The following is a 13,449-nucleotide window of genomic DNA, read 5'->3' as shown; positions in this document are numbered from 1 at the left end:
GCCAGCGCGGCCCGTTACTGCACTATTCGTCGATCTCTTCCTTCACTTTCTTCAGGTCGGTCGGATCAAAGTAGATTTCGACTTTGCGCTTCTCCTTGTCCCAGCCGTAGATCTCGTAGCAGTTGGTCTTGGTGACCTTGAACTTCTTGATGTCGTAGCCCATCGCCTTGATCTGCTGCTGGGCATCGGCCTCGCTCAGCCATTTGCCCTTGTCGGCCTGGGTGCACTGTGGCTCAGCCAGAGCTGCGCCGCTCAACAGGGGGATCAGTAACAACAGGGGGGTCAGTTTCATTGCTTGCTCCTTGCGGTTGATGTTGCAACAGCGACAAGGTTAGGTGGCAAGACTTAAGACAACGTTAAGAGGGGGAAGATATTTTCCCCGGCTTGCACCGGGGCGGCGCTTATTCCAGCTTGCCCTTGACCAGCCACTTGTCGAGGGCGTTGGCAAAACGCTGCTTGTCGGCGGCGTTGAAGGGGGCGGGGCCACCGGTTTGTACCCCGGCCGAACGCAGCTCTTCCATGAAGTTGCGCATGCCAAGGCGCGCCTTGATGGTTTCGCGGGTGTAGATCTCGCCACGGGGATTGAGTGCCTCACCGCCGGCATCGATCACCCAGGAGGCGAGAGGGATGTCGCCGGTGATCACCAGATCGCCGGGTTTGACCTGCTGGGCGATGACATGATCTGCCACATCGAAGCCTTTCTCCACCTGCTGGGTTTTGATGAAAGGCGAGGGGGGCACCCGCAGTCCCTGATTGGCCACCAGGGTGGTTACCACTTGAGCTCGGTGGGCGGCGCGGTAGAGGATCTCCTTGACCGGAATGGGGCAGGCATCGGCATCAACCCAGATAGGCATGGCATGGTTTTCCTGTAGTCAAACGGACGACAAAATGGCAGCGCGCATGGTAGCACAATCCCCCCGAGGCTGGCTCGGGGCTGAGTCGGCCCCGCCTTTCGTGTAAGCTGGGGGCTGCATGTGACACGAGAAGGAGACGAGATGGATCGGGTGCCCAGTGATGTAATTTATGCCCTGAGCCTGGATGGCAAGGGCGGCATGACGCCGCTGGCGGCGGGAAGCGAGATTCCGGAGCAGCAGCCGGGCTGGCTGCATCTGGACTACGGCAATCCGGAGGCGGCACGCTGGCTGCTGCAGACGCCGCTACTCAACGAGGCTGCAAAAGAGTCGCTGCTCGGCCAGAGCAATCGACCCAAGCTGGTCCGGATGGGGGAGACAGTGCTGCTGATCCTGCGCGGCATCAATCGCAACAAGGATCACCGGCCGGAAGAGATGGTGGCGCTGCGCATCTACATCACCCCGGATCTCATCATCAGCAGCCGGCGCCGGCCGCTGCTCTCCGAACAGGATGTCTTCAACCAGCTCAAGCTGGGCGGTGGCGCTGATAGCCCGGCCGACTGGCTGGTGGAGATCTGCGATGCCCTGACCGATCGCGCCGGTGAATTTGTCGAGGAGCTGCACGACCAGATCCTCGAACTGGAAGAGATGGTGCTGATGCGTGACATGCCGGCCAATGGCCGACTGGCGCTGATCCGCAAGCAGCTCATCATGATCCGCCGCTACCTCTCGCCCCAGCGGGATCTGGTGGCGCGCCTCGCCAACGAGAAGATCAGCTGGCTGGATGAGGATGACCGCCGTCGTCTGCTCGACATCGCCGACCGCTTGCGGCGCTGGCTCGACGACCTCGATGCCGGGGTGGCGCGCACTGCCGTGCTGGCGGACGAGATCAACAACCTGATGGCAGAGGCGACCAACCGCCGTGCCTACCAGATGTCGGTGATGGCGCTGCTGTTTCTGCCCGCCAGCTTCCTGACCGGCCTGTTTGGCATCAACCTGGGTGGAATGCCGGGGGCCGAGAGCCCGACCGCCTTCTGGGTCTTCTGCGGATCCCTGGTGGTGATGGCGGTGGGACTGGCGTTCTGGCTCAAACATCGACGCTGGTGGTAGGGAGGAGCGAACCATGTGGCAATCCATCGGTTTGACCCTGCTGCTGTTGCTGGGTCACACCCTGATCCGGCGACTCATCCACAAGAGCCTGATGGCCCTTGGCCAGAGCCGGCAGGTAAGCGAGAACCGGGTCATTTACGTGGCCCATGTTTTCCACTTTCTGCTCGGCTGCGCCACCCTGCTGATACTGGCTGGGGTGTGGGGGCTCGACTTCTCGCGGCTGGTGGTGCTCGCCTCCTCCTTCTTCGCGGTATTGGGCGTGGCCATGGTGGCGCAGTGGTCGATCCTCTCCAACATCACCGCCAGCATAACCATCTTCTTCGCCTTTCCCTACAAGATTGGCGACCGGATCCGTATCCTCGACAAGGATGATTCGGTCACCGGCGTCATCACCGAGATTGGTCTCTTCTATGTGCGGGTGCGCGATGACAACGGCGATCTGGTCACCTATCCGGCCAACCTGATCCTGCAAAAGCCGGTCAGAAAGCTGGAGTCCAAAGCGCCGGAACCGTTGCAACCGGAATAAGCGGAATGGAACGCAACCGGAACAGAAAAGGCTCCCTCGGGAGCCTTTTTAACGATGGATGGTGTTAGCGTTCGAAGAAGCGGTAGAGGTGCTCCACCTGCACCGGGCAGTCCGCCACCAGATGCACATGTTCGCGTGCCTGATCGACCGTGCCGAAGCTGACCGGGCAGCCGAGGGTATCGGTCAGTTCATACAGGGTGCCCTTTTTGTCGCGAAATTCGATGAGCCAGCCGGGAATGGCAACGTCGTGGAGGATTTCGGCTTCTTGCAGGATATGTTGCTGATAGAGCTTACGAAGTTCACTGACTGTCATGATGCTCTCCTGTGAGGGGATATCCGGTTCCAGTCTATGCCTGTCACCCTGCGGGGGGCAACCGGATCATCCGCGCAGGCACTCCCAGCCCCAGCGGATGCGAATAAAGGTCTCGGCATCGCCCCCCCGATCCGGATGATGCGCAAGGGCCAGCTCTCGCCAGCGGCGGCGGATGGCCTCTGGCGTGGCGTCCATCGCCAGCCCGAACAGGGCCAGTGCCTCCTCTCGTTGTCCCGCGCCATCGCAGGTGCGCCAGAAGCTTGCAAGCAGGGCTTCCACCTCCTCCCTACCGGTTTGCCAGAACACCTGCCAGTCGAGGTAGTAGCTGCACAGCGCCTCGCCCCGGACGAGTGCACTCCCCGCATCAGCATTGGAAGCAAGCGGTTCGAGGCGGATATCCAGCGTGCTTATCACCAGCCACCAACCCTCCTCATAAAGCTCGGCCTGCAGCTGGTAAAGGGCGTTCATGATGAGGAAGTTGAGCCGAAACAGCTGGATCTGCTCGTCGTCAGCCAGCAGCGGAATTGCCCCCTGCTGGCGCAGTGCCGCCATCAGCTCGTGCACCTTGTAGCTGCCATCGGCCCGTTGCAGCAGAGCCAGCAGCGGGGCGATCAGCGGGTTGGCACTCTGGTCGCTCATGGGGTGCGATTCCTCCGGATGAGAGCTGTGGTGACAGAAGAGGCCACTGTACAGGCGAGGTGGCGATGAGCCAGAGTGACATCAGCCAGAGGTTGGGGCAAGGCGCAGGGGCAAGGGCGGCGCAGAAAAAGACCGCCAGCAGGCGGTCATGTCATGGGGCCGGATTAGATGGGGCTCTCCTTATGGAGCTCGCCGACACAGTCGGCCAGCGCCAGTACCAGTGCGGAGCGCACCATCTGATCGAGCCGGTTGAGCTGCATCTGGTAGAAGGCCCAATCCTCTTCGCTGGCGGGGGGCTCCAGCTTCATCATGCCGCCCTGATTGACCCCGTGCAGGCGGTCGAGCAGATCGCGGATCGGCTTGTCGCTGAAGCGGTAATCCTTGGGGTCGCGCACCAGAAAGTCGCGGATCTTGAGATAGGCTTCCAGATCCTGATAGCGCTCGAGGGAGATGAGGCCGAGGGCGAAGATGAGCTTGAGGCGCACCTCCAGCTGGCCGAGGGGGCCGCTCTGGTTGAGCAGGGGTTCGATGGCGTATTTGACGGCATACTCCTCCTGACGAAAGGCGCGTCGCATCAGGGAGTCGACCGCTTCTTCCAGGATGGTCACGGCTTCGAGAAAGAAGCCGCGGGGGCCATCCTGCTCGTTCAGTCGTTCCAGTACTTCATCTTCCTGGTGTGTGGTCATAGGTGCATTGGGTCCAGCTGACAGGGAGAGAGTCAGCCTCTCTCCCGGTTTTTATCATATGGGGCGCATTTCCTTGCGATTCAATCAATTGGAGCATCCAGTCATGCGCCGCCAGCAGGGTATTACAAGGTCTCGTAACGAGCCACTATGGTGCGGACGATTTCGCTCTCTGCATCCAGTCCGGTGACGCGGGCCAACGCTTTGGCCGGGCCAAGCTCCGCCAGCAGCTGTTGCAGCTCGACCGCCTGCGGATCATCGGCATTGCGATAGTGGAGAGCCGCGGCGATCCCCTCCTGCAACTGCTCGTTGGGCAGGCCGTACTCCAGGGTGCCGAGCAGCGGTTTCACCAGTCGATCCCCCGCCGCCAGCTTGCGCAGCGGCTGACGGCCGACCCGGTCAATCTCGTCCACCAGATAGGGGTTGGCGAAGCGGGCCAGGATCTTCTCGATATAGGCGGCGTGCAGGCGCGGGTCGAAGCCGTAGCGTTTTACCAGCACGGCACCGCTCTCCTCCATGGCGCGGCGTACCTTGCTGCGGATCACCGGATCTTCGATCGCCTCGCGCACTGTGCGGTAGCCCCTCAGTTTGCCGAGGTAGGCGGTGACGATGTGGCCGGTGTTGAGGGTGAACAGCTTGCGCTCGACGAAGGCCATCAGGTTGTCGGTGGGCTCCATGCCCGCCACCTGTGGCAGCTCCCCCTTGAACTGGGTCTGGTCGACGATCCACTCGCTGAAGCTCTCGACCGTCACTTCCAGCGGATCATCGTTGGCAGCCGCGGCGGGCGGCACGATGCGATCCACCGCCGAGTCGACGAAGCCTATACAGGATTCGAGCGTGGCATGATACGCGACCGGCAGGTACTTGAGTACCTCCCGCTTGAGGTGGCTGGTGCCGCGCACCATGTTTTCACAGGCGATGACGTTCAGCGGTGTCAGGTTGCCGGCATCGAAGCGGGCCTGCAGCCCCTTGGCCAGGGTACTGGCAATCTTGTCCAGAATGTTGGGGCCGACCGCGGTGGTGACCAGATCGGCAGTGATGATACGGGCTATCACCTCGTGACCGGCGGAACTGACCGCCGCCACGTTGCGCACCACGTCCAGTTTCTGATCCGCCCCTACCACATGAACCTTGTACTCCTGACGGTGGTTGAGCTGGTCGATCAGGGTGTCGTTGACGTCGGCGAAGGTGACCTGATGGCTGGCATCCGCCAGCACTTTGCCGATAAAGCCGCGACCTATGTTACCAGCACCAAAATGTAATGTTTTCATGATATTAACCTCTTGAACCAAAGACGATGAAAGATGATTAGGCAGCCTGTTCGGCACCCAGCAGATCCAGGAAGGCCTGGGGATCCGTGGTGCTGGCCAGCCGGTCGATGAGACCGGGTTCATCCAGTGCATTGGTCAGGCGGGTTATTACCTGCATGTGTTCGTCGTTGCGAGCGGCGATGCCGATCACCAGCCGCGCCACCTCATCGGCGGCTTCGCCAAAGGCGACCCCGGCCGGGTACTGGCAGATGACGATGCCGGTGCGCTTCACAAACTCCTTGGCGGCGATGGTGCCGTGGGGCACGGCGATGGATTCGCCGAGGTAGGTGGAGACCAGCTGTTCACGCTCCAGCATGGCGTTGACGTAGTCGGGCGCTACGTAGCCGCGTTCCGCCAGCAGTCGGCCTGCGGTCAGGATGGCGGCCTCCTTGTTGTCCGCTTTCAGTCCCAGATGCACGTCATGACGGCTCAGGGTGAACACTTCGGCCGCTTGCGGTTCGTAGCTGTCGTCGTTGGCGGCCACCAGCAGCTGCGGGTTGGCGACATCGTCGTTGGCGGCTTGAGTCAGACTCTGTACCAGCTTCTGATAGAGGCCGTTGTCGAGGAAGTTGGTTAGTGAAATATGGTGGGCATGCGGCGCATGGCGACGGGCCCGCTCGGTCAAATCCTTGTGGGTGATAACCCAGTCCACCTGATCGTCGAGCTGATCGATGGCGCGGTTGGTGACGCTGATATCGAGCCCGGCGGCCTGTACCCGCTTGCGCAGCATGCCGGCACCCATGGCGCTGGAACCCATGCCCGCATCGCAGGCGACCACGATATTGCGCACTGCCATCAGCTCGCCGCCTGGCTTCTTGGCCGCTGCGGTTTCGGGCTTGCCGCCCTTCATGGCTTTCATCTTGCGGGTGGCTTCACCGAGGGCATCGGCCTCGTCAGCTTCCGGCTGCTGGGCGCGGACGAACACGGCGGCGACCAGGAAGGAGACCAGAGTGGCGCTGATGATGGAGAGGGCGACCCCGATCAGGGAGGCTTTCGGCGTCATCAGCAGCACGGCGAAGATGGAGCCCGGCGACGCGGGGGAGACCAGACCGGCATTGAACAGGGTCAGGGTAAAGACCCCGGTCATGCCGCCGGCGATCACCGCCAGAATGAGGCGCGGGTTCATCAGCACATACGGGAAGTAGATCTCGTGGATGCCGCCGAAGAAGTGAATGATGGAGGCACCTGCAGCGGACTGCTTGGCGGCGCCACGACCGAACACCATGTAGGCCAGCAGCACGCCCATGCCCGGGCCCGGGTTCGCTTCAATCAGGAAAAAGATGGAGCTGCCGTGCTCGGTCGCCTGCTGGATCCCCAGCGGCGAGAAGATGCCGTGGTTGATGGCGTTGTTGAGGAACAGGATCTTGGCCGGTTCGACAAAGATGGAGGTGAGCGGCAGCATGTGGTTATCCACCAGGAAGCCGACGCCACCGGCCAGTACGCCGGAGAGCACCTTGACGAAGGGGCCGATCACGAAGAAGGCGAGGATCGCCAGCAGCATGCCAATAAGACCGGCGGAGAAGTTGTTTACCAGCATCTCGAAGCCACTTTTGACGCGACCGTCCATCGCCTTGTCGAAGCGCTTGATGGCCCAGCCACCGAGCGGGCCGACCATCATGGCGCCCATAAACATGGGGATGTCGGTGCCCACGATGACGCCCATGGTGGTGATGGCACCGACCACGCCGCCACGCTCACCGCCCATCAGCTTGCCACCGGTGTAGCCAATCAGCAGCGGCAGCAGGTAGGTGATCATGGGGCCGACCAGCTTGGCCAAGGTTTCATTGGGCAGCCAGCCGGTGGGGATAAAGAGGGCGGTAATAAAGCCCCAGGCGATAAAGGCGCCTATGTTGGGCATGACCATATTGGACAGGAAGCGTCCAAAATTCTGTATCTTGACTTTGGTATCCGGTGATAACATGTCGGGACCCCGTTTTAAGCCTGTTTGATTAAAAGTGGTAGTTCGGGATGGCCGGTTTTGCCGAACCTCCATCCCTGTCGTCTAAGCAACTTCAATCTACCAGCTTGCGATCAAATTAGGCTGAAAACGGGGTGTCTTGTGATCCACATCTCAGATACCCCGTCATACCCCCTCTCCAACCAGTGATGAAGATCACATTCGTTCGCTGTAATTCGGCTACATTTCGATCTTTTCTATTTTTAATGACCATTTTTTGTGATTTAGATCACCAACTCAGCTTTGCCATGCCTTTGTGTAAAAGTGATTTACTTCACAAATTCAGTTTTTGTATTCGAATGGGGCAAATCACTCAATAACTCATCAGCGGGTAGTGACGATGGATCTATCGAAATCTCTCTCTACTCACCAATGAGTCAATAGTTTTGTAACCCTCTTTCAGTTTTTGCAGGCAGTGATGAGGGTTCTTTTGTGGCTGGTTGATGGAGATGGTCGGCAGATTGCAGGAGATCGTGCAGGAGGTTCGTGCAGCAGGTTATGGTGCGGTTGACGCTGGGGGAGCTTGCTTGCCGCACAGGGCTGACAGCGGGAAAAAGCAAACCGCCAGCAGGCGGTTTGTCGGTTTTGGCGATCTGGCCCCAGTCGGGGGTGTTACCGCTTAGTAGAAGCTTGCATCCTCGGGGGAGGGGCGGGTCTTGAAACGGCGATGGAGCCACATGTACTGCTCCGGCGCCTTGCGCACCGCGGCTTCAATCTCGCGGTTGGCGCGGGCGGCATCGACCATGTCATCCCCGCTGGGGTAGTCGGCGAGGGGCGCCCCGATATGCAGGGTGTAACCCTCGCTGGTGCGGAGGTTGTAGCAGGGCAGGGTGACGGTGTTCTTCACCCGCGCCAGAGTGGCGGTGCCGGTGATGGTGGCCGCCTGCTCCACGGCGAAGTAGGGCACGAACACGCTGGCGTGGGAGCCATAGTCGTGATCCGGCGCGTACCAGAGGGCGTCACCGTTGCGCAGCGCCTTGATCATCCCCTTCACATCCATCCGGTCTACCAGATATTTGTTGGAGGCGCAGCGACCGTGATACTGGGCATACTCCAGCACCGGGTTGGTATTGGGGCGATAAACCCCGACCCCTGGCCGTACCAGCCCGAAACAGCGGGCGTTGAGTTCCAGCGTCAGGAAGTGGCAGGAGAGCAGCAGCATGCCCTGACCTTTTTCCATGGCGGCAATGACGTGCTCTTCCCCTTCCACCTTCATCAGGTTGCGCATCCGCCAGTCTGGCCAGAACCATGCGATACCCACCTCGAATACGGCGCAGCCCACGCTCTCGAAGTTTTGCTTGAGCAGCTTCTCGCGCTCGGCCAGAGTCAGCTCCGGCAGCGCCAGCTCCAGATTGCGACGGGCAATCTTCACCCGTGATTTGAGCACTTTGGCGGCGAGATGACCAAGCTGGCGACCCAGCCACATCTGGCTGCGCCACGGCAGCAGAGTCAGCAGCCAGAGCAGGCCGAGGCCAAACCAGCTGGCCCAGTAACGGGGATGAAACAGGCGGGGCTCGAGGCGAGGAGCGTTGTCATGGGCCATGGAGAATCTCTTTGCTTGCGAAAACAATCGGGGGATTCTAGCCGAAAAGGGGGGGCGGGGGCGAATGGCTATCTGCTGGTCAGAGGGGCTGCTTGTGTCTTGTCCGTGTGGCGCGAAGAGTAACTATGGGTTTCCTTCCGCGTTCTTAATGGCAACCACAGGTTTGCTTTTTCTCCTTCAAATAAAAGAGTGTGATAAAATCGGCGACTGATTTTTCAGGTTTTGAGAGTCGATACAGATGAAGATCACCCTGCCCGAGTTTGAAAAAGCCCGCGTCCTGGTCGTTGGCGATGTCATGTTGGACCGTTATTGGCATGGCCCCACCGGCCGGATCTCGCCCGAGGCACCGGTGCCTGTGGTCAAGGTTGAACACATTGAGGAGCGTCCGGGCGGTGCCGCCAACGTGGCCCTCAACTCCGCCGCCCTTGGCGCTCATGCCGTGCTGCTTGGCCTGACCGGTCAGGATGAGGCTGCCGATGCTCTGGCTGGCCAGATGGCCGGCGTCAAGGTCGCCTGTGACTTCGTTCGTCTGGCCGACTACCCGACCATTACCAAGCTGCGGGTGCTGTCGCGCAACCAGCAACTGCTGCGCCTCGATTTCGAAGAGGGGTTCCACGCTGTCGACTCCACCCTGCTGGTGAGCAAGGTCGAGCAGGCGCTGCCAAACAGCGACGTGATGATCCTCTCCGACTACGGCAAGGGTGCCCTCAACGATGTGCCCGGCATGATCCAGCGCGCCCGTGCCGCCGGCATTCCGGTGCTGGTCGATCCCAAGGGGACCGACTTCGAGAAGTATCGCGGCGCCACCCTGCTGACCCCCAACATGTCCGAGTTCGAGGCTGTAGTGGGCAAGGTGAAGAGCGAGGAGGATCTGGTCGCCAAGGGGCTGGATCTGGTCAAGCGCTTCGAGCTGGATGCCCTGCTGGTCACCCGTTCCGAGAACGGCATGACCCTGATCCGCGAAGGCCAGCCGGAGCTGCATCTGCCGGCTCAGGCCCACGAGGTTTACGATGTGACCGGTGCCGGTGATACCGTCATCTCCACCTTGGCCACCTCGCTGGCCGCTGGCAAGAGCCTGGACGAAGCCTGTGCGCTGGCCAATACCGCCGCCGGTATCGTGGTCGGCAAGCTGGGTACCTCAACCGTCAGTCCGGTCGAGCTGGCCAACGCCCTCTACACCGAGCAGGAGACCGGTTTTGGCGTCATGTCGGAAGCCCAGCTGAAAGTGGCAGTTCGTGCCGCCCGTCTGCGCGGCGAGAAGGTAGTGATGACCAACGGCTGTTTCGACATCCTGCACGCCGGCCATGTCTCCTATCTGGCCAACGCCGGCAAGCTGGGGGATCGCCTGATCGTGGCGGTCAACACCGACGAATCGGTTCGCCGTCTGAAAGGGCCGGGTCGTCCGGTCAATCCGACCGAGCGTCGCATGGCCGTACTGGCCGCACTGGGTGCCGTGGACTGGGTTGTGCCGTTCGGTGAAGATACCCCGCAGCGCCTGATCGCCGAGATCCTGCCGGATCTGCTGGTCAAGGGCGGTGACTACAAGCCGGAAGATATTGCCGGTTACGCCGAGGTGACTGCCAATGGCGGCGAAGTGCGCGTGCTCAACTTTGAAGATGGCTGCTCCACTACCGACATCATCAAGACGATTCGCGAGCGCGGCTAACGAGCTGCTGGCCCCGTAATCTGGCGGGGCTCACTATCGGCGGGAGCAAGCCGATAGCAACACGGATAACAAAAAGGCGACCTTGCGGTCGCCTTTTTCATTCCCGATAACGGCTATCAGGCTTTGGTTTTGGCTTTTGCGGTAGCCGGCATCAGACCCTGGTTTACTTCCACCAGATCCTGCGCTTCCAGCACACCGGCAGCCTGCTTCAGGCTCAGGATGTTGAGGATGTAGTTGTAACGGGCCTCGGAGAGCTTCTGCTTCGCTTCGTAGAGCTTGCGGGTGGAATCCAGCACGTCGACGATGGTACGGGTACCCACCTCGTAACCGGCCTCGGTTGCCTTCAGGGCGCTGTCGGCGGAGACCACGGACTGGCTGTAGGCGCGTACCGAGCCGATGCTGGCGTTCACGTTGTTATAGGAGGAGCGCACAGTGCTCTGTACCGAGCGGAAGTTCTTCTCCAGCAGCTCGCTGGCAGCCACGTAGTTGAACTGGGCCTGCTTCACCTTGGAAGTGGTGGCGCCACCGCTGTAGAGCGGCAGCTTGAAGGTCAGACCGATATTGGCCTGGTTGTCGTTGCCACCCGGAATGCTGTCCAGCTTGTAGTCGGTATTGCTGGTTTGCAGGCCGGCACCCAGATCCAGAGTCGGTTCGTGGCCGGTTTTGGCCAGATCGATCTGCTGCTTGGCGATGTCCTTGGCGATGCGGGCATTGTGCAGTTGCAGGTTCTTGTCCAGCGCCAGCTCCAGCCACTTGTCAGAACCGAAAGCGGTCTTCTGCGGGCTGAAACGCTCGGTATTGAGGATGTCCAGATTGCGGTGATCGACACCGGTCAGCTCGCGCAGGGCTTCGTAGCTGTTGTCCAGGGTGTTCTCGGCATTGATCTCGTCAGCCAGAGCCTGGTCACGGGATGCCTCGGCTTCATGGACGTCGGTGATGGCGGTCAGACCCACCTCAAAACGCTGCTGGGTTTGTTCCAGCTGACGCTCCACGGCAACCTTGTTGGCACGGACAAATTCCAGGGTATCCATCGCCTTGAGCACGTTGAAATAGGCGGTGGCGCTGCGCACCATCAGGTTCTGGACTTCGAGGTTGTAGGCGACATCGGACTGGGTAGCGCCCTTCTCGGTCAGATCCAGGTTGACCCAGTTGCTGCGACGATAGATGGACTGATCCAGCGAAATAGAACCGGAGGCTTTGTTGTTGGTCTGGGTATCATTCTTGTTTTGCAGGTAGTTCAGACCGGCACCCAGGTTGATCTGTGGCAAGAGCGCAGCGCGAGATTCGTTGATCTTCTCGAAGGCCTGGTCGCGAACCGCTTTGGATTGCAGCAACTGCGGATCTTTGATCTGGGCTTGCTGGTAGATATCGAGCAGGTTTTCGGCGTGGGCACCGGCACTGACGCCCAGCAACACCATGACGGACAAAAGTGTTCTTTTCATAGATCGTTTTAACCTTATGTAGTAACCCAAAACGGTTGCTGGAGAGGGCAAATATTGTCATCAACCAAGCTTGATTGCAGCTTAATCACTCTACTATAAGCAAAATTTAATGCTAAGAGTCTTCGGTCCGGTAACGGGAACGTCAAGAACCAGCGGCAGTTTTCTCCCCGCGCGCCTAGCCAAATGGTCTGTGGCTGCTAAAATCCACCCCTCATTGCCATGGCACGCCGAGTGAATGAACGTTCATTCATGTTCCTCGGATTTTATGGTCAAACTGATACAAGTCAAGCTGACGGGAGCCCCGGATGTCGCAGCAACCCTTGCCACAAGATCGGCACTATGCCGCTGATGATGTAAAAATCATTGAAAAATCAGCTGGATATAACGGTTTCTTCAAGGTGAACGTCTATCGCCTGCAGCACAGGTTATTTGCAGGTGGCTGGAATCAGCCCATCGTCCGCGAGCTGTTCGAGCGGGGCCATGCCGCCGCGTTGCTGCCCTATGATCCGGTGCGCGACGAGATTGTGCTGGTGGAGCAGTTCCGTATCGGTGCCATGGAGACCTGTTCCACCCCCTGGCTGCTGGAGCTGGTAGCCGGCATCATCGACGAAGGGGAGACCGCCGAGGCGGTGGTGCGCCGCGAAGCGGTGGAAGAGGCCGGGATCGAGGTGGCCCGCTGTGAACATGCCATCAGCTATCTGGTGAGCCCGGGCGGCAGCACCGAGCGGATCGAGGTCTATGTGGGCGAGGTGGATGCCAGCAAGGCGAGCGGTCTGCACGGTCTGGCTGATGAGGGCGAGGATATCCGGGTGCACGTGGTGAGCCGCGAGCAGGCCTATGCCTGGCTCAAAGAGGGGCGCATCGACAACGCCGCCTCGGTCATTGCCCTGCAGTGGCTGGCCCTCAACCATGGCGAGCTGCGTGCCCGCTGGCTGGCGGATCGCTGAGGTGGCACTGACCCTGCAACAGAGCAGGCGCTATGTGCCTGACCTGATGTCCTTGCAGCGTACCTGCGAGGTCAACTATATGGCGCTGATGAAGCTGCTACCGCCGGAAGGGGAGGTGGGAGCCGAACGCCGCTATCGGGTCGGCAACGATCTGCAGTTCCAGCTCACCATTTGTGGTGAGAGCCGCTTCACAACTCAGGTTCTTTTGAGTCAGCACAACCCCGAATTGCCCGAATATTTACAGGCTCAAATAGAGATTCGTTTGTATCATGACGTGCGGATGGCGGAAGTGTGTGCAGCGCAACAGATTTCCCGTTTGCAACCACGTTATGATTATCCCAATAAAAAGATGCACCAGCGGGATGAAAAGGAGCAGGTAAATCTGTTTCTGGCCGAGTGGCTAAAATTTTGTCTCAGACATGGTACCAGTCCGATCAATATCTCCAGTTGAACAAATATAAA

At 60.0% G+C, this 13,449-nt stretch carries 14 protein-coding genes; 5 read left to right on the top strand and 9 right to left on the bottom strand.

Features of this window, described 5'->3' with window-relative positions:
• Positions 1-22 precede the first annotated feature (22 nt).
• Together WE862_RS01325 and WE862_RS01320 are read right to left on the bottom strand one after the other, a co-directional pair.
• Positions 23-292, bottom strand: a complete 270-nt coding sequence (locus tag WE862_RS01325) for a PepSY domain-containing protein (protein WP_042032682.1) — start codon at positions 290-292, stop codon at positions 23-25.
• A 109-nt stretch (positions 293-401) separates the two neighbouring features.
• Positions 402-854, bottom strand: coding sequence for a YaiI/YqxD family protein (locus tag WE862_RS01320; protein ID WP_042032680.1), 453 nt, complete (start codon positions 852-854; stop codon positions 402-404).
• Between the two features lie 141 nt (positions 855-995).
• Between WE862_RS01320 and zntB the strand changes: the two genes are divergently transcribed.
• Positions 996-1,961: a zinc transporter ZntB gene (gene zntB, locus WE862_RS01315; RefSeq protein ID WP_167335511.1), complete on the top strand. Its 966-nt coding sequence runs from the start codon at positions 996-998 to the stop codon at positions 1,959-1,961.
• Positions 1,962-1,974: 13 nt separating this feature from the next.
• Positions 1,975-2,487, top strand: coding sequence for a mechanosensitive ion channel domain-containing protein (locus WE862_RS01310; protein ID WP_042032677.1), 513 nt, complete (start codon positions 1,975-1,977; stop codon positions 2,485-2,487).
• Between the two features lie 64 nt (positions 2,488-2,551).
• Here WE862_RS01310 and WE862_RS01305 read toward each other — a convergent pair whose 3' ends face one another.
• The 6 genes from WE862_RS01305 to lpxL form a co-directional block, all read right to left on the bottom strand.
• Positions 2,552-2,800: a hypothetical protein gene (locus tag WE862_RS01305; RefSeq protein WP_033113006.1), complete on the bottom strand. Its 249-nt coding sequence runs from the start codon at positions 2,798-2,800 to the stop codon at positions 2,552-2,554.
• Between the two features lie 66 nt (positions 2,801-2,866).
• Positions 2,867-3,439: a DNA-J related domain-containing protein gene (locus tag WE862_RS01300; protein WP_042032675.1), complete on the bottom strand. Its 573-nt coding sequence runs from the start codon at positions 3,437-3,439 to the stop codon at positions 2,867-2,869.
• 164 nt (positions 3,440-3,603) lie between these two features.
• Positions 3,604-4,125, bottom strand: a complete 522-nt coding sequence (locus WE862_RS01295; RefSeq protein WP_005354914.1) for an MltR family transcriptional regulator — start codon at positions 4,123-4,125, stop codon at positions 3,604-3,606.
• A 122-nt stretch (positions 4,126-4,247) separates the two neighbouring features.
• The gene (locus WE862_RS01290; RefSeq protein ID WP_042032672.1) at positions 4,248-5,393 is read right to left on the bottom strand and encodes a mannitol-1-phosphate 5-dehydrogenase; all 1,146 of its coding nucleotides are present in this window, start codon (positions 5,391-5,393) and stop codon (positions 4,248-4,250) included.
• Between the two features lie 37 nt (positions 5,394-5,430).
• Positions 5,431-7,353 carry a PTS mannitol transporter subunit IICBA gene (locus WE862_RS01285; protein ID WP_042032670.1) on the bottom strand — a complete coding sequence of 641 codons (1,923 nt, stop codon included), beginning with the start codon at positions 7,351-7,353 and terminating at the stop codon, positions 5,431-5,433.
• 655 nt (positions 7,354-8,008) lie between these two features.
• Complete coding sequence (gene lpxL / locus WE862_RS01280) at positions 8,009-8,932, bottom strand: LpxL/LpxP family Kdo(2)-lipid IV(A) lauroyl/palmitoleoyl acyltransferase (RefSeq protein ID WP_042032666.1); 924 nt, start codon at positions 8,930-8,932, stop codon at positions 8,009-8,011.
• Positions 8,933-9,170: 238 nt separating this feature from the next.
• On the opposite strand from lpxL, the gene hldE reads away from it, so the two are divergent.
• Complete coding sequence (gene hldE, locus WE862_RS01275) at positions 9,171-10,598, top strand: bifunctional D-glycero-beta-D-manno-heptose-7-phosphate kinase/D-glycero-beta-D-manno-heptose 1-phosphate adenylyltransferase HldE (RefSeq protein WP_042032664.1); 1,428 nt, start codon at positions 9,171-9,173, stop codon at positions 10,596-10,598.
• A gap of 116 nt (positions 10,599-10,714) precedes the next feature.
• Here hldE and tolC read toward each other — a convergent pair whose 3' ends face one another.
• Positions 10,715-12,040: an outer membrane channel protein TolC gene (tolC, locus tag WE862_RS01270; RefSeq protein WP_041209262.1), complete on the bottom strand. Its 1,326-nt coding sequence runs from the start codon at positions 12,038-12,040 to the stop codon at positions 10,715-10,717.
• A gap of 305 nt (positions 12,041-12,345) precedes the next feature.
• Here tolC and nudF point away from each other — a divergent pair, with 305 nt between their 5' ends.
• Positions 12,346-12,987, top strand: coding sequence for an ADP-ribose diphosphatase (gene nudF, locus WE862_RS01265; protein ID WP_042032663.1), 642 nt, complete (start codon positions 12,346-12,348; stop codon positions 12,985-12,987).
• Complete coding sequence (locus WE862_RS01260; RefSeq protein WP_156853645.1) at positions 12,950-13,438, top strand: DUF1249 domain-containing protein; 489 nt, start codon at positions 12,950-12,952, stop codon at positions 13,436-13,438. Before nudF ends, WE862_RS01260 begins: the two co-directional genes overlap by 38 nt.
• Positions 13,439-13,449: the final 11 nt, after the last annotated feature.

The sequence above is a fragment of the Aeromonas jandaei genome, from assembly GCF_037890695.1.
Lineage (GTDB): Bacteria > Pseudomonadota > Gammaproteobacteria > Enterobacterales > Aeromonadaceae > Aeromonas > Aeromonas jandaei.
The sequence above is the reverse complement of the archived record's forward strand: the minus strand, read 5'-3'. Positions and strand labels throughout refer to the sequence as shown.

Coding starts and splice junctions, on each gene's coding strand:
- WE862_RS01325 (WP_042032682.1), bottom strand. CDS start 292: ATGAAACTGACCCCCCTGTTGTTACTGATCCCCCTGTTGAGCGGCGCA.
- WE862_RS01320 (WP_042032680.1), bottom strand. CDS start 854: ATGCCTATCTGGGTTGATGCCGATGCCTGCCCCATTCCGGTCAAGGAG.
- zntB (WP_167335511.1), top strand. CDS start 996: ATGGATCGGGTGCCCAGTGATGTAATTTATGCCCTGAGCCTGGATGGC.
- WE862_RS01310 (WP_042032677.1), top strand. CDS start 1,975: ATGTGGCAATCCATCGGTTTGACCCTGCTGCTGTTGCTGGGTCACACC.
- WE862_RS01305 (WP_033113006.1), bottom strand. CDS start 2,800: ATGACAGTCAGTGAACTTCGTAAGCTCTATCAGCAACATATCCTGCAA.
- WE862_RS01300 (WP_042032675.1), bottom strand. CDS start 3,439: ATGAGCGACCAGAGTGCCAACCCGCTGATCGCCCCGCTGCTGGCTCTG.
- WE862_RS01295 (WP_005354914.1), bottom strand. CDS start 4,125: ATGACCACACACCAGGAAGATGAAGTACTGGAACGACTGAACGAGCAG.
- WE862_RS01290 (WP_042032672.1), bottom strand. CDS start 5,393: ATGAAAACATTACATTTTGGTGCTGGTAACATAGGTCGCGGCTTTATC.
- WE862_RS01285 (WP_042032670.1), bottom strand. CDS start 7,353: ATGTTATCACCGGATACCAAAGTCAAGATACAGAATTTTGGACGCTTC.
- lpxL (WP_042032666.1), bottom strand. CDS start 8,932: ATGGCCCATGACAACGCTCCTCGCCTCGAGCCCCGCCTGTTTCATCCC.
- hldE (WP_042032664.1), top strand. CDS start 9,171: ATGAAGATCACCCTGCCCGAGTTTGAAAAAGCCCGCGTCCTGGTCGTT.
- tolC (WP_041209262.1), bottom strand. CDS start 12,040: ATGAAAAGAACACTTTTGTCCGTCATGGTGTTGCTGGGCGTCAGTGCC.
- nudF (WP_042032663.1), top strand. CDS start 12,346: ATGTCGCAGCAACCCTTGCCACAAGATCGGCACTATGCCGCTGATGAT.
- WE862_RS01260 (WP_156853645.1), top strand. CDS start 12,950: ATGGCGAGCTGCGTGCCCGCTGGCTGGCGGATCGCTGAGGTGGCACTG.